We start from the raw sequence: 14035 nt of genomic DNA, 5'->3' as shown, positions 1-14035 counted from the left end.
TCATGCAAGGGCTATAGCTATCACCTTGCAGCCCTGAACAACTTGTAGCACAGGGGGTTTGAGCAGCGCCGTGCCCGATGGGAAAATTCCTCGTGTCCGAAAGTTGAGCGCAGTCCTCTATTTCAGGAACCTGATCGTAGAGCCTGAGAAGATCCCCCCCTTTCTGAAAAAGTCGCTCCACTCAATCGATCGTGAGGCCGCAAAGAAAAAGGCATCGAAGAAGGTCGCTACCGAATCCGGCGTAAAGAAGGCCATACGCAAAAAAGCCAGCAAGAAAAAAGCAGGCAAAAAGAAGCGCGGAAAGAAAAAGACCGCTGGCGCTCAAGTTCCATCCGAGAGCCTGGCTCGACTGATGGCTGCAATCGAGGAACTGCGCGAAGCGGTTGTCGGGTATGCCGTAGCGAAGGCCGAAGACCAGCAGGCCACCGTGGCCGAGCTGCGCCGGTCAGCGCAAGCCAGAATCGCCGAGGTGGAAGAGGCGGCGGTGAGAAGTCTGAGGCGCTTCGGTTTATAGGAAACGCTCAAGAAATCGCGAGGGCGGCTTGGGCCGCCCTTTTTTCTTGGGTTTTGTGATAACCATCACGAAGAAAACTTCATTCGCTGCAGTCCTCAACGCAGCATCTCCTCCTGACCCATCACCGTCGCCCATTGGATTCATTCTGTTAGACTGGCTGGCGGGGTGTTACTGAGTCGTGGGGGCCTGTCATGTCAGATCATAAACTGGGCGCCAATCCCGTGGTGGTTGACGCAGACCATCTGCGTGCCATTCTGGACGCGGCAGAAGTTGTTGTCTACAGCAAGGATCTGGACGGTCGCTATACCTGGGCCAATCGCCTGGGCACGGCTGTGACCGGACTGACGGTGGAAGAAACCCTGGGTCAAACTGATTTCGATCTGCTGCCGCGCGCGCTGGCAGAAAGGTTCCAGCAGATCGACGAGCAAGTGATCGTAGGCCACACCGATCGACTGACGGTCGAAACTACTGTGCGGATGGCAGATGGCACAGAGCGTATCTTCGAAAACATCACCAAGCCCCTGACCGATGGCCACGGCAACCGGGTCGGTATCGTCGGCAGTGCCTCAGATATCACCGAACGAAAGGCTCTCGAACACGATTTAAGCCTTCAGCGCCGACTGCTGCAAACTGTGCTCGACCACGTCGACGCCGCGATTTATATGCTCGACCAAAGCGATCGATACCAGTATGTCAACCAGGCCTGTGCGGACTTTTATGGTTTGTCGCCTGATGAGATCATCGGCAAAAGCGTGATCGAACTGCTGGGTGCCGAAGTCGCCGAGCAACTCGCTGTAACGTCAAGGCAGGTCTTCGAGACCGGCCAAGTGCAGCGCGTGGAGGAGGAGGTTATCGACGGCAGCGGCGCACGGCGATATTTCTGGTCGATAAAAGTCCCGTTCGATCCGGACGGCGAGGAGCAACGGATGCTGATCGGCATCTCGACCGAGATCACCCCGCTGCACGAGGCACAGGAGCAACTGCGACGACTGTCATTGACCGATCCGCTGACCGACCTGAGCAATCGCCGTGATTTCGAAGATCAGGTCGAGCGCGAGTTTAGTCGGGCCCGCCGGCGCAAAACACCGACAGCGCTGTTGCTGATGGACCTGGACTGGTTCAAGTCGATCAATGATCGATTTGGCCATCCGACGGGTGACGACGTGCTCGTCAAGGTAGCCCATCTCATCAACGGTGTGACGCGGGCCGAAGACGTGGCTGCCCGGCTCGGCGGCGAAGAATTCGCGCTGCTGATGCCCGGCACCGACCGGAATGAGGCGCTGGCGGTTGCCGAGCGGCTGCGCACTCGCATTGCCGAGGCCCAGCATGGGGGTGCGGAGCTGGATACCTTCACCGTCACCATCAGTATCGGCGTGGCCGTGTGCGCTTCCGGTCAAACCAGTACCAAGGATTTCTATCGTCTGGCCGACGAGGCGCTCATGCGCGCCAAGACAAAGGGCCGAAACCGCGTGGAAGCATGGGATCAATAGACTCTCAATCAACCGCTCTCTCGTTCGAGCCCACAACACCATTGGTCGAAGTCTGAATTGCTCATGGAGAACGCAAGGCTATTCTGCCCGTAAGGCGAAAGACCAGATTTAGGCCCCCGGGGTGATTGTGCCTCAGGGCACCCCGCACTACTTCTCCCGGCAATAAGTCTTGTGCGTTGCATTCCCTGCTCGAACCCGAGCCCAAGGTTTAATAACGTGTAAAACGACAATCAGGATTGACAGTGGGCATGACCTTCAGGATCGAATCTTGCAGTCTTGAATGGCTTTCAATACTGGTGGGAATCAAATTGAGAAGCTTTACCCGCCAAACTGTATGCGGAGACCTGCATTGGCGATAAAGCCCTCCAGTGGTGCCCAGGCGTCGACTGTCCAGCGGCCGCTTGGCGCCCGCGAAGGCAGGATCATCGGATCTTCACGCGACTGTCGGACATTGAGCAAGTTCTCAAGATTCAGGAATAGCCGATAGCGACCCAGCACGATCTCCCCCAACAGCCCGACATGGACGTACGGCTCGCTCCTCATGCGGTAGGGGTTGTCTTCAAGAGTCTGGGTCCCGGTGTAGTAGACCTCGAGACCGACCCGCCCCTTGTCATGGTCTTCCCACATCGCAACGACCCCGGCCGAATGGCGAGGTGTCAGGGGAACTTCACGCCGACTTTCCCCAACCGCACCCGGTTCTTCGGTGTCAAGAAACAAGTAGCTTGTCATCACCTTCCAGGGCTTCATTTTCCAGCTGGCCAGTGCTTCTATGCCCCGGGTTCGGGCAGTTCCTTGTTGGTTGATCAGGCGAACCCTGTCGGGACCGACGGCTTCGAGTCGGACTGCATTCTCGATATCGGAGCCGAAAAAGGTGAGGCCTGTCTCAAAGGGCCCAACGGCGTATCCTAAGTCGATCGAAACGGTCTGGGCGGTTTCTGCTTCCAGATCCGACAAGGGTTCGAGCCTGGACAATCCTGCAGCTTCGGTCCCTTCGACAAACGGCGTTGGCGCGTAAAATCCTCGTCCCCAGGACGTGCGTAGGGTCCAGGGTCCGGGCCGATAGATCAAAGAAAGGCGTGGACTGAACTGGTCTCCGTATTCGTTGTGGTGGTCCCAGCGGACACTGCCGGTTAGGGCGAGCTTGTCTGTCAGATCATGATCGATCTGACCGAATGCAGCCGGTGCCTTATAACGATAATCAAAGCCCGGGAAAGGGTTCGAGACGTAAGCATCGGCTTGGTAGGCAAGCCCTGCAATCCATGACGACGACTGGCGCAGATCGCCGGCCAGCGACGCCTCTATCAGCATGGTTTCGTGACGGTCCTCTTCGAGAAGTTCACCGAATGTGTGGTCATGAAGCTGGCGCATGCCGGAGGCACGGAACTGGGCGCGCCCCCAGTTTGAGATCGGGCGGTCAATGACCACACCGGCATCCATGCGCTCGGTATTCTGTAGTTGGGGAAAAGGCTCGCCGGTCGGCAACGTGCCGCCGTCCACAGTCCCGCCGCGCCGCTCCTCGAGCATCGCCCCCAGGGTCACGTAGGCCCGCGTTCCGTCCGGGCCGTCGTAAAACAAGCGCGGGCGCAGCGATTGACGATCGTAGTACGGCATGTCAATCCAGTCATCATCGTCCAGATCCTGGGCCGTCTGACGGTTGTAATTCGACATGAGCGAGCCAGACCAGTCGCCCCCCAAGGGCGCAGCGGCATAGCCCGAAACATCCTGCGCATTTCGTGTCGTCGCATTGAGGATGATTTCGCCTTCAGCTTGAGACCCTGGCCGCTTGGAAACCAGGTTGATGACGCCACCGAGGGCCTGGCCACCATACAGTGCTGAAGAGGAGCCCTTGATGATCTCGACCTGGCCAAGATCGCTGGGCGGGACCTGGAGCAGCCCGAGGGAGGATGCCTGCCCACCGTACAGTGGCAGGCCGTCGGCGAGAAGCTGGGTGTAGCGACCGCGCATGCCGTGGATCCGGACGTTGGCAGATCCCAGCGCGGGCGAAGTGACCTGTACCCTGAGCCCCCCGGTCTCGTTGAGCATCATGGATATATTGCCCGGGCGCATCAGAAGTTTCTCCGCGATTTCTTCTTCGGACAAGACTTCAACACGAATGGTCTCGTCTTGCACCCGGCGCTGTGATCGCGTGGCCTGGACGACAATGACGTCCATCTCCTCGTGATGGTGGTCATGGGCATGCCCATCTTCCTCGGCAACAGACGGTTCGGCGACAGCTGCCAAGGGGAAAAACGGGTACAGGAGGACAGTCATTAAAAACAATCGAATCATCAGGTTACCGAATTCCAGGTAAGTAAGGCGCAGTGTCCGCCGGGTCAGACATTGCTGTAGGTGGACCCGTCGGGTAGGATGCACCTTATAGTTGCTATAAGGTCAAGCCCCTTTTGAAGAGCACTGTCGTGATGCAATCCGGCGAATACACGGTCGGGCAGCTGGCAACAGCCGCGCGAACTAAAGCAGTGACCATCCGTTACTACGAGCGTCAAGGGCTGATGCGCATTCCGACCCGCACGCCCGGCGGCTACCGGATTTATCGCTCTGACGACCTGGACCGGCTGTTGTTCATCCTTCGCTGCCGGCATTTCGGGTTCAGTCTCGAAAACGTTCGTGAACTACTGCAGCTGGCTGACCAGACCGACGCGCCGTGCGCCGAAGTCGACGCCAAAGTGGCTCGCCACCTCGACGAGGTGCGCGAGCGCCTCGCCGAACTGCAATCCCTGGAAGCGGAACTGCAGCGCCTCAGCCGGTGCTGCGCCGGTGGCGGGATCGTCAAGGATTGCCGGATCATCGAATCACTTTCTAGAGACATTGGCAACAGCAAGACACCGGCATGTACACCGTGATCGCTTACTTGCCATGACCCTGCCCCTTCAAGCCTCGATATTCTGTCTTGCGCTTGTCGCGGCCACGGGTGCGCCATCGCTTTTTCGCCCTGCCGACTTCCTTGACGGAGAGGTCCGCGAGTTCGCCAAACCCACCGATTACCGACTGGCCGGGGCGGACGAAGCCGGCGCCGACCACGCCGCCGTGCGTGCGCGATGTACCGCCGGTCAGGCCTCAGGGCTGTTTGTCGAACGCGAAATCAGCCTGGAAGACCATCCGATCCTTGAATGGCGCTGGCGGGTGGACTCCATCTTCCAGGGCCTCGACGAAACCAGCAAGGCCGGCGACGACTATCCGGCGCGTATCTACGTGGTCGCCCAGCGCTGGCCGCGCTTTCGGAGCCGGGTGATCAACTATGTCTGGAGCAGCGCTCAGCCCCAGGGCTCAAGCTGGGAAAACGCCTTCGCCGCGCAATTTCAGATGGTGGCGGTTCGCAGCGGACAAGCCAATCTGGGTCGTTGGATTGACGAACGCCGCAACGTACGGGATGACTTCCGCCGACTGCATGGCATCGAGCCCGATTCCATCAACGCGGTCGCCATCATGACCGACTGCGATAACGCAGGACAGCAGACCAGCGCCTGGTACGGCCCGATCAGATGGCTTGGGGATGATCTGAAAAAGTGAGCCGGCACGGTGCCATCAGCGTGCCTGATCGACGGAGGTGCTGGTGTTCCAACTTTGCAAGGGTGACCGGCGCCATCTTGAACTCCTGAGCGAAGGCAGGTCAAACTTTGCAATTACTGAACGGAGCAAGATCCCGATGATTCTTTTCGCTTCTCGCAGGCGCGCATCCAGGATGCTGCTGCTACTGTTTCTGGCCATTTTGCCCGTGCAGTTGCTCATGGCCCAGAACACCTACGATCTGGATGACCTCGACGAAGGGCAGGTGTTGCTCAACCTGTCGGTCAGCGAGGATGTCCAGGTACAGCAGGACCTGCTGAGCGCCGTCCTTCAGTTCACGGTCAGAGGACCGGACAGCACCGCACTGCAGAATCAGGTGAATCAGGCCATGACCCAGGCCCTGGAAATCCTGGGCGAAACAGATGGTGTCGATTACCAGACCCAGCAGTACCAAGTGCACCCGGTCTACAGTCGCCGCGACGACCCCGAGGCGCTGGAGCAGCCAATCTGGCAGGCCCAGCAAAGCCTGCGCCTGAGCAGCCTCGACAGCCCCGCCGTTCTGGGGGCCGTGGCTGAACTCCAGGCCCGGGGACTTCAGGTGCAGCGTCTGGGCTATTCACTGTCGCCGGCCGCCCATCGCCAGGCCTCGGAATCCCTGCTCGAGGCCGCCATCGCCAGCCTGCAGCGCAAAGCACAGCAAACCGCGCAACTGCTCGGCAAGCAGCAGGCCGAAATCATCGAACTTTCGCTCAATGACACTCCCAACCACGGCTTGCGCGCCATGTCCGTGGCCCGAACAAGTGCGGATTCGGCCGAAATGGCCGCCCCGGTGGCCGAGCCGGGCAGAACAACGGTGACCGTGTCAGTGTCCGCCCGGGCGCTGATCAGCCCCTGAGGGCCGGGGTCAAGCTCACAGCAAGCGCTGGCTTTTCCCGATCAGATCGGCTGGCAGCCAGAGCAATCCCCACGCGCTTCCATGAAAACCACAGCCTGACCACGCTCATGGCGCACGCAGTTTCTGCGCCATGAGCGTTCAGTCCGATTCGCCGCTTTGACGCGGCCGGCGGCTGGAGCGGGCCGGGCTTGCGATCGTGCGCGCACTGGCTGAACTGGAAATGCGGGATCAGCCTGAACGCCGCGCGCGAGAAGCTGCGCGTGGCCCATGCGCTGGCCGATCTGCCCAGGATCAGCGCGTCCTTTGCCCAGGGTGAAATCAGCTATTCCAAGGTGCGCGCCATGACCCGGGTGGCCACGGCCGAGAACGAGGAGTTCCTGCTGATGATCGCCCGCCACGGCACGGCATCGCATGTGGAGCGCGCGGTTCGGCAGTATCGGCGGGCGAAGCGTTGCCAGGCACTGGCGGCCGAGAACGACCGCCACGCCCGCCGTCGCCTGAACTGGCGGGTGGATGAAGACGGCTCGTTCCTGTTCAGCGGTCGCTTTTCTCCCGAACCGGGCGAACGCATTCTCAAGGCCATCGAGGCGGCCATGGAAGAGATCGAGGCCGAACAGGAACACGTTTCCGCGGAAACGTGCATACCGGCCTGGGCGGGTGAGCGGATGGATGATGATCTGGTGGTTGAGGGGTTATTTGAGCGGGAGCAGGATTTTCACGGGCGTTTTTCTTTTCGTAGCTGGGATTAAGGAACTTAGATTGCCAATGAACGCTCTGGTGAACCGCCAGCGAACTCCTGGCCCGCATCCGCGCAGCCCAGCCCGTCGGCAAAAGCAAAACGCGCTATTTGTATGATACCCTCATACCATTACCGCTTTTTGTGCTCGGAGCAGCCCATGGCAACAATTCGAAAAACCATTACTGTCACCGATCAACAGGATGCGTGGATTACATCCCAGGTCAGCGCCGGTCGCTTTGCCAACGACAGCGAACTGATCCGCGACTTGATTCGACGCGAGCAGGACCGGAACGCTGGCGTGGAGGCCATTCGCCAGGCGCTGATCGAAGGCGAGGCCAGCGGAGCGCCACAAGCTTTCGATTTCGGAGGCTTTCTGCACGACAAGATCGCTCAGTACAAGGGTTGAAGCTCAGGTGCCTGACTTTCGGCTTAGCCCTGCGGCCCGGAACGACCTGAATGGGATATTCGACTATACCGCGCAGCGGTGGGGCCTGGAGCAGGCCGTTCAATACACGCAGGCACTGGAAAAAGCCTGCGCAAGCTTGGCGGAAGCACCTGGCACAGCCCAGGATTGCAGCCATATTCGCCCTGGCTATCTGCGAGGTCCGTCGGGACGACACTTCATTTACTTTCGAACCGAGGATTACGGTATCGCGGTGATTCGAATTCTTCACCAGCGAATGGATGCACCGCGCCACCTTTAGTCAGGTATCCGCTTCCGCCGACAGACGCCAAGGAACCACATGACCAACGGATCATCGCAGTGCCCCTGCGTGGCTGAGTGCGTTGGTCAGAAAAATCGACTGTGACCAAGATGGTCACAATCTGGTCCCAATTTGGTCACAATCTGGTCACAACGCGAAAATCGGCCGCTTTGACAGACCGCTCAAAAGTGGTTTAAAGTACTGAAAAGAGGGTGTTTTTTCTTGGTGCCGCTGGAGAGATTCGAACTCGCATTACGAAAGTGTGAATTTATATATGCTTTGGAATGCACCTATTTGTCCGCTTTTTGTATTGTAGTAGCTCTAAAGCCTTATTTTTATGCTTTTCTCCATTACCCTACGCCAGAAATTAGCAAAGCTCAGCCTTCCAGTCCCGCTCTGATCTTCTATTTTTGTCCGCTTTTCTTCCTGTAGTATACTCGCGCCATGGAGCGTGAGCGGCCTCTCGATCAACAACTCTCCGATGTTCTGACGGAGACGGATGCTTCTATGGCTCTCCGGGCTCTCAATGAACACCTCTATAAGCTTTTGCAACCCCCGACCTACTCGGAATACATCCACCTGCTCAGGCAATACAGCAACCTTGTTCGTTTCCTCCCCAAGTACAATCTGCCGGCCTCAAGCAAACGAAGAAGAGCCGAGCTTTCGGAACTGATTCAACTTCTGGAATCGACGCGCCCTGAACTCGTGGTGGGGAAGATCGATGACACTAACCTGAAGTCGACGTTTCCCATTTGGGCCACGTTAAGAAAATATTCGCTTTTTCAGAAGTCGGCCGTCACAGGCTTACTTGGAATCACCCTACTTCTTGAAGAGCAAGGTGAACTCGCTTTGAGTCGAAATCTCGCCAGCGGTTTGAGAGGGGCAGGTTCTCGCCGGGCGCGGACCTTACAACAAAAGCGTTCAGGCTACTACTCTGAGCGCCTTCTTGACATTCTGTCATCAGTAGACCTTTGCCCTTCTCCGTCAGAGCAGTGCGATGCTTTGCTTGACTATCTGGAGCGAATCCAAGAGGCAAAACCAAATTTTGCAAAGCTTCTAGAACAACTATGCGAGCGTTTCCACACTGACTCAGGATCATCCCCTATTCGGGTGCAGATCGCCTCTGTTTCACTGGGCAACCGCTCAGAGTCTGGCGAGGCGCCGCAAGAAGAAGCCGGAGATCTGTCATATACGTCGTTTGAAGACCATCTCGATCGACCCTCAATGTCGCGTTCGGTCCAGCGTGCATATCACCAACAGGCGATCTACTCTCAAAACGATTTGTTGCTGGAAGGTCACGTCACAGCTCTCACCCTTTCCGAGGCCCTGCTTTTCGCGCACTGGCTTGGCCAACAAGCAGATGGCGCGTTAGCAGCCAGAGATTCCCGAAAATCCAGAGTATTGTTGACCGCCGCACTCGTACTTGCCACCGGAAGATCCCTCAAGCGCGTCATACGTTTAATATCCGACTCCCAACTATCAGCGAACCACCTGGATGAAGCGCTGGATTTCGAAAAGGGCGAACTGACCCTCCGGGCAACCATGCCAACGGATGCCTACGATCCATCGCCAGAGGAATCCACTAACCTTCGGCCTACACAACAAGCCTTCCGGTTGCCGCTGCCTCCAAAACTAGCAGAGCGCCTTGCACTATGGGCAAAAATGCCACCGATAGACCACGACTCGGAAGCATGGGAGGCGGAAACAATGGCCGCGGTCTCCCAGTACAGGAATCTTCGCGACATATCATGGGGCCGTATCAGAAGCTGGCTGGCGACGCGCATCAGAACACTGAGCAAAGATCCAGCCTTCGACTACTGGATTACCGGAAACACACACGGCCGAGCCCAGAGCTTTATTTACTACGCCCAGGTTGAAGCCAAAGACATAGCCGAAATCTATGTGGCCGCCGTTTGGCCGCTATTTGGCAACTCACCAACCGTCAGTATACGAAAGGAAGCAAAGCTAGGGAGCAAAGCAGTCCCTGACCACGCGGTCATTCAGGGCGCTGTAAAACGCCTACGACGCTACTTCAATCAACCCGAGTTTTCCCTCGAGTCCCAAGAATCCGTTGTCGACCGCCATAATCTGATGATGCGCTATACCTCGTTCATGCTGGTCGCAGTCGCGGGCCATAGAATGACTAGCGCGCTGCTCTCGCTAAAGCGTCATGATTTCCTACTTAGTTTAGACGGCAAAACTTGGTGTGGACTCGCTAACTTTTCAGACAAGTTAGTCGACGCAGCCCACTACCTGAGGCCAGTACCTATCGGCACTCGCCTAGCAGAGCAAATAGGACTATACCTAGCACATCTTGCAGACTTGAGCGATTGGCTTGAAAGCCATGATTCGCCCAATGAGCTACGCCAGATGGTAGCTGGTTGTCTAACAGGTTCACAACCCCTGTTTTTTGAAATGTCCGAACAACTGGAACCAAGACTTCCTGAATTCGAAAACTGGCACAACCAGTATAAAAATGCATTTCCTGCCTTACCGTCGAACTGGCCTCGTCACCTCTTGGCAACCGAATTACGTTTAAACAATCCTCCATCACCTCAGGAAAACCGAACCGATACTGAGATAGGTGGGGGAGAATCGGCTTGTTTACTACTAGGCCACCTATCTATATTGGGGGACCCGTTTGGTGGCGACAGCCCGACCGTCATCCGGCACCTGGCGACCACTTATTCAGACGCCCTAGATCGCAACTTCAAACTACAGAAATGGATGAAGCGCGGTGGACTGACCCCGAGGAAGGCGAATTTCCTCCCAAAGCACCTACCAACTCCTGACCTCACGCTCAAACACTGGAAAAACGAATCGGAGACCGTAGAAAAGTGGGCCAAAGCGCAACACAAAAGAATCAATCGAAGCATACGCACCCGCGTTCAGAATTGGCAGGATCTTGTCAGGCACGAATTCCTCGATGCGCTTAAAAAAAAGAAACCCGATCTTCATGCGCATCTGGCTTCGAACTTTTCTATTTCAAAGCCGAAAATACCAATCCGTCTCACACAAGAACAATTAACGCATTTGCTATCAGGCCCCTCAACAGAGAAAGATTCCAAAGAAAGCGAGCGCAAGGAAAAACTTTATGTTCGCTTAGTGATCGTCAGATCTCTTCTTAGTGAGGCCAAGAAGAAGGGTGTCTATACAGGACCTCTTCCAGCAGAAGCATATAAATTTAAGCAATGTGAGCAAACGCCTCTTGTTTCAGGAATTTACCGAGGATATGAAACGATTTTGTTCCTGAGAAACAATATCAATAAAGTCCTCACGGTAATACCAGACGCTCCTGGTGACGATGAGGCAACGACACTCCTGGCTCAGTACGCCATTGTGGTCATTCTCTTTGGGAACGTTTATAGGAAAAGCATTCTCGAGGGCTTACTGAAAGAGCACGCATATTTTCGATGCTCACCCAATTATCCGGATGCCATTCTGATTGAACTTCACACGCACCCTCCAGCCATATGGATTCTCTTCGGCCTCCCTGCCATTCTCACTGCCCGCCTAGCCAAGCTTTCGCTTTCTGCCAAGGATATTGACTTTGAAGCCCTGTCCAGGCGAGTCTGGCAATTGCTTCCAGAAGAATGTCGACCGGATACCAACTTAAGGACGAAAACCCTAGAAATGCTGCTCGAGACAGCCGGACTCGCCGCGACCATCGAATTATCAGGGTTGGCTCGAACCGCTCTCGGGGTCGATCCATCGCAAGCATCGTGGGCGTTGCCGTTGGATCGAACTCTTTCACTTCTAGAGAATGATCTCAGTTCCGGCAAGCAAGCGCAACGGACGAATGATCAGCCTGCAAGACGCTTTCGGAATAAGAAAACATCTTCTGAATGGTATCGATATCTATGTCGCGAAATTCCTAGATCTCAACCTACAAAGTCTCAGAGCCCATCGTCGTCGATTCCGACGGAAACCAAACGACGATATAGAATGGCAATCGCACGCAAGATTGCGCAAGAAGCAATCGCTCGGGACTTGACGGAGATCGAGCAAGCACTAGGAATCTGGGCAGAGAAAATGCTTTTGGAGCCGAAGATGAATAGTTCAAATCCACTGGCATTTGATTCGATTCATACCTATCTGAGCTCAATTGGAAACGGCTTAATCCAAGAAGTTGGTGAACGTCGCATCGGCGATATCGAGGACGACGAATGGGCGGACATCTATGGACAACTATTAGATCGATACGAACCTGGCACCGTCGACTTGAAACTCAACCAAATCTATCGGCTACACAAACTTCTTGAAATGAATTTCAATGCGAGCCCCCTGTTGGCTGAATGCCTGCCGGAGGCAAAGGAGAAGGAAGCAAAGGTCCGACCCTCTCTTTCATTACCAAGCGAAGTTCGCTGTGCCATTGATTTACTAAAATATTCGGGGGAGCACGAAGCGGGTCGTGGCGATAGCCGGGAACTGACCCAAGGACTGATTGCGATGATGTTAATGAGCGCCACGGGCTGCCGCATCGGCGAGATAGCAGGACTCCAGTTCCGTGACCTTTACATCCCGCCCGACAAGCATGATCTTCAAACCCTCCCGGAAAATTGTGAACTACGCATTCGACCGAACGACTTCCGTGACACTAAAACACGGGCCGCACGCCGAGTGATCCCGTTTATAGCCAGGAAGGAGGAGACCGAAATAATTTCAAGATACCTCGAAGCCGAATCTAAACGACTGGGTGAAACGCACTATCGGCCTACTCGCCTGTTTTTTTTGGAATTAGACGCTTACGCCCGAGGAATTCCGACCGGATCTGAAGTGCTTCGCTATTACATATCCGCCAGCTTGAGAAACTTCTCCCCCCTAAAGTTAATCAGCTATGACTTGAGAAAGCTTCAGGGTACACGTCGGCAAGCCGAGATGGCCCTTAGCCAATCGGCGACGCCAAAGACTTTCGACACTTCAGAACGACTTTGTCTGCCGCACTCGGCGCCTACTAGATTACGCCTCCCTCGCTTTTCAAGAACGTGCTGCATGTTGCATGGTCATGCTCGTCCACGCACCACTAACCATAGCTACGGGCACTTACCCTGGTTATATTTGATCGAAACGGGACAACGGCTAAGCCAGCACATATCCTTCCCAGCCCTAGCAATAATCTTTGATCGCAAAGTCGATAGTATTTCGAAGGCGATTCGCCGGTCAACCGTACCTGCCTCTACATGGGCGCTCGGAAAATTCAAACAAGATCGAAGAAACAAGCGCCAACTGAACCACCACGAACCCCGATCACTTTCTCTGCTTAGAACAAAAGGCGTGCCTTCAGTCATTGATTATCTAGCGGACGCTCATCCGTTTAAAATTGAGGAGCAATATGCAGCCTATGGAATAGACGAAAGTGTTTACCTGCGAATCCGAGAAGAGGCCGCCGTAATCTATGCAGATACTCGCTTTGCCCTTCTGCCTAGTCTTCTGACGTGTGGCGACCAACGCAAGTCACGCACCGATCTGCCACCGAGGTGGACTGAAATCACCAGAAGGGTGAGAGAGCTAGCCGAATCGATTCACAGTCCGGGGAGCCGGGTCTGTGAGATCGCCCAAGCTTACCGGCAGAGCATGACGCCCAAAACTCCGCAGACTACAGTTTATTTGCGTAAACCACTTGCAGCGGAGCTCATTAGTGAGCTTGAGAAGTTGCTACCGAAAAAGGTTCTCCACGTAACAGAAAACGGCAGTCAGGTCGCTATCCAAATTCGGGAAAACAGCAGAAATCTAACGCGCCATTTAGGCTGGATACTGCTCTCGATCACCATATACATGTCTCAATCATCTTCATTAGCATCTTCATCAGCACCCCCATCATCTAAAAGTTGACGATTCGGCGGATAAACCGTGACAACTTCACGCAGTATATAACTACCACGCAGCTTACAGACGCCTTGGAGTTTATCGCCTTTTTCTAAAATCCCTAATTGCTGCGTGTAGGGATCGATGTATAAGCGCCCATCCTCTCCTTCCACTGCAAACCACCGTTTTGCGACCTTTGTGTTGAATTCTTGTTCTTTTTCTTTGGGCGGGCTACCGCCACTCACTGGAGGGTCAAACTCTATGTTAGGGAACATCTGAACAATGGCGTTTTACAGCCACCATCGGCGTGATTAGCCTAGAAGCGGCATTTCCGGTCGTTTGTTTTGGCATTTTTCGTTTCCT

Annotated in this window: 11 protein-coding genes; 9 read left to right on the top strand and 2 right to left on the bottom strand. The window is 55.4% G+C overall.

Annotated elements, in window-relative coordinates:
• The first annotated feature begins 103 nt into the window (after positions 1-103).
• Together G3I74_RS13660 and G3I74_RS13655 are read left to right on the top strand one after the other, a co-directional pair.
• Entirely contained in the window at positions 104-514 is a 411-nt protein-coding gene (locus tag G3I74_RS13660) for a hypothetical protein (protein WP_164212172.1), read from the top strand.
• A gap of 191 nt (positions 515-705) precedes the next feature.
• Positions 706-2004 (top strand): sensor domain-containing diguanylate cyclase, encoded by a 1299-nt coding sequence (locus tag G3I74_RS13655; RefSeq protein ID WP_164212171.1) that lies wholly within the window; start codon positions 706-708, stop codon positions 2002-2004.
• Positions 2005-2322: 318 nt separating this feature from the next.
• On the opposite strand, the gene G3I74_RS13650 is transcribed toward G3I74_RS13655, so the two are convergent.
• Positions 2323-4293, bottom strand: coding sequence for a TonB-dependent receptor plug domain-containing protein (locus G3I74_RS13650; RefSeq protein WP_203594760.1), 1971 nt, complete (start codon positions 4291-4293; stop codon positions 2323-2325).
• A 131-nt stretch (positions 4294-4424) separates the two neighbouring features.
• On the opposite strand from G3I74_RS13650, the gene G3I74_RS13645 reads away from it, so the two are divergent.
• The 7 genes from G3I74_RS13645 to G3I74_RS13615 all read left to right on the top strand — a co-directional run bounded on the left by G3I74_RS13645 (position 4425) and on the right by G3I74_RS13615 (position 13699).
• On the top strand, positions 4425-4865 hold the full coding sequence (locus G3I74_RS13645; RefSeq protein WP_164212170.1) for a MerR family transcriptional regulator: 441 nt from the start codon (positions 4425-4427) through the stop codon (positions 4863-4865).
• Positions 4866-4878: 13 nt separating this feature from the next.
• Positions 4879-5532 (top strand): DUF3047 domain-containing protein, encoded by a 654-nt coding sequence (locus G3I74_RS13640; protein ID WP_164212169.1) that lies wholly within the window; start codon positions 4879-4881, stop codon positions 5530-5532.
• A gap of 172 nt (positions 5533-5704) precedes the next feature.
• Entirely contained in the window at positions 5705-6424 is a 720-nt protein-coding gene (locus tag G3I74_RS13635) for an SIMPL domain-containing protein (RefSeq protein WP_164212168.1), read from the top strand.
• A gap of 146 nt (positions 6425-6570) precedes the next feature.
• A complete protein-coding gene (locus G3I74_RS13630; protein WP_164212515.1) occupies positions 6571-7173 on the top strand; it encodes a DUF222 domain-containing protein in 603 nt (200 codons plus the stop codon).
• 147 nt (positions 7174-7320) lie between these two features.
• Positions 7321-7569, top strand: a complete 249-nt coding sequence (locus tag G3I74_RS13625; RefSeq protein ID WP_164212167.1) for a type II toxin-antitoxin system ParD family antitoxin — start codon at positions 7321-7323, stop codon at positions 7567-7569.
• A 7-nt stretch (positions 7570-7576) separates the two neighbouring features.
• Positions 7577-7867, top strand: a complete 291-nt coding sequence (locus G3I74_RS13620; RefSeq protein ID WP_164212166.1) for a type II toxin-antitoxin system RelE/ParE family toxin — start codon at positions 7577-7579, stop codon at positions 7865-7867.
• Positions 7868-8311: 444 nt separating this feature from the next.
• On the top strand, positions 8312-13699 hold the full coding sequence (locus tag G3I74_RS13615) for a site-specific integrase (RefSeq protein WP_164212165.1): 5388 nt from the start codon (positions 8312-8314) through the stop codon (positions 13697-13699).
• On the opposite strand, the gene G3I74_RS13610 is transcribed toward G3I74_RS13615, so the two are convergent.
• Positions 13648-13917: a hypothetical protein gene (locus G3I74_RS13610; protein WP_164212164.1), complete on the bottom strand. Its 270-nt coding sequence runs from the start codon at positions 13915-13917 to the stop codon at positions 13648-13650. The two genes, G3I74_RS13615 and G3I74_RS13610, sit on opposite strands and share 52 nt — an antisense overlap.
• Positions 13918-14035 lie beyond the last annotated feature (118 nt).

Origin of the sequence: Wenzhouxiangella limi, from assembly GCF_010499265.1 — a bacterium.
GTDB classification, from domain to species: Bacteria; Pseudomonadota; Gammaproteobacteria; order Xanthomonadales; family Wenzhouxiangellaceae; genus Wenzhouxiangella; species Wenzhouxiangella limi.
Note: the sequence above shows the minus strand (reverse complement) of the source record. Positions and strands in the feature narration are given on the sequence as shown.

Bases quoted from the DNA above. Each gene is read 5' to 3' on its own strand.
- G3I74_RS13655 (WP_164212171.1), top strand. From the start codon at position 706: ATGTCAGATCATAAACTGGGCGCCAATCCCGTGGTGGTTGACGCAGAC.
- G3I74_RS13650 (WP_203594760.1), bottom strand. From the start codon at position 4,293: ATGATTCGATTGTTTTTAATGACTGTCCTCCTGTACCCGTTTTTCCCC.
- G3I74_RS13645 (WP_164212170.1), top strand. From the start codon at position 4,425: ATGCAATCCGGCGAATACACGGTCGGGCAGCTGGCAACAGCCGCGCGA.
- G3I74_RS13640 (WP_164212169.1), top strand. From the start codon at position 4,879: ATGACCCTGCCCCTTCAAGCCTCGATATTCTGTCTTGCGCTTGTCGCG.
- G3I74_RS13635 (WP_164212168.1), top strand. From the start codon at position 5,705: ATGCTGCTGCTACTGTTTCTGGCCATTTTGCCCGTGCAGTTGCTCATG.
- G3I74_RS13625 (WP_164212167.1), top strand. From the start codon at position 7,321: ATGGCAACAATTCGAAAAACCATTACTGTCACCGATCAACAGGATGCG.
- G3I74_RS13615 (WP_164212165.1), top strand. From the start codon at position 8,312: ATGGAGCGTGAGCGGCCTCTCGATCAACAACTCTCCGATGTTCTGACG.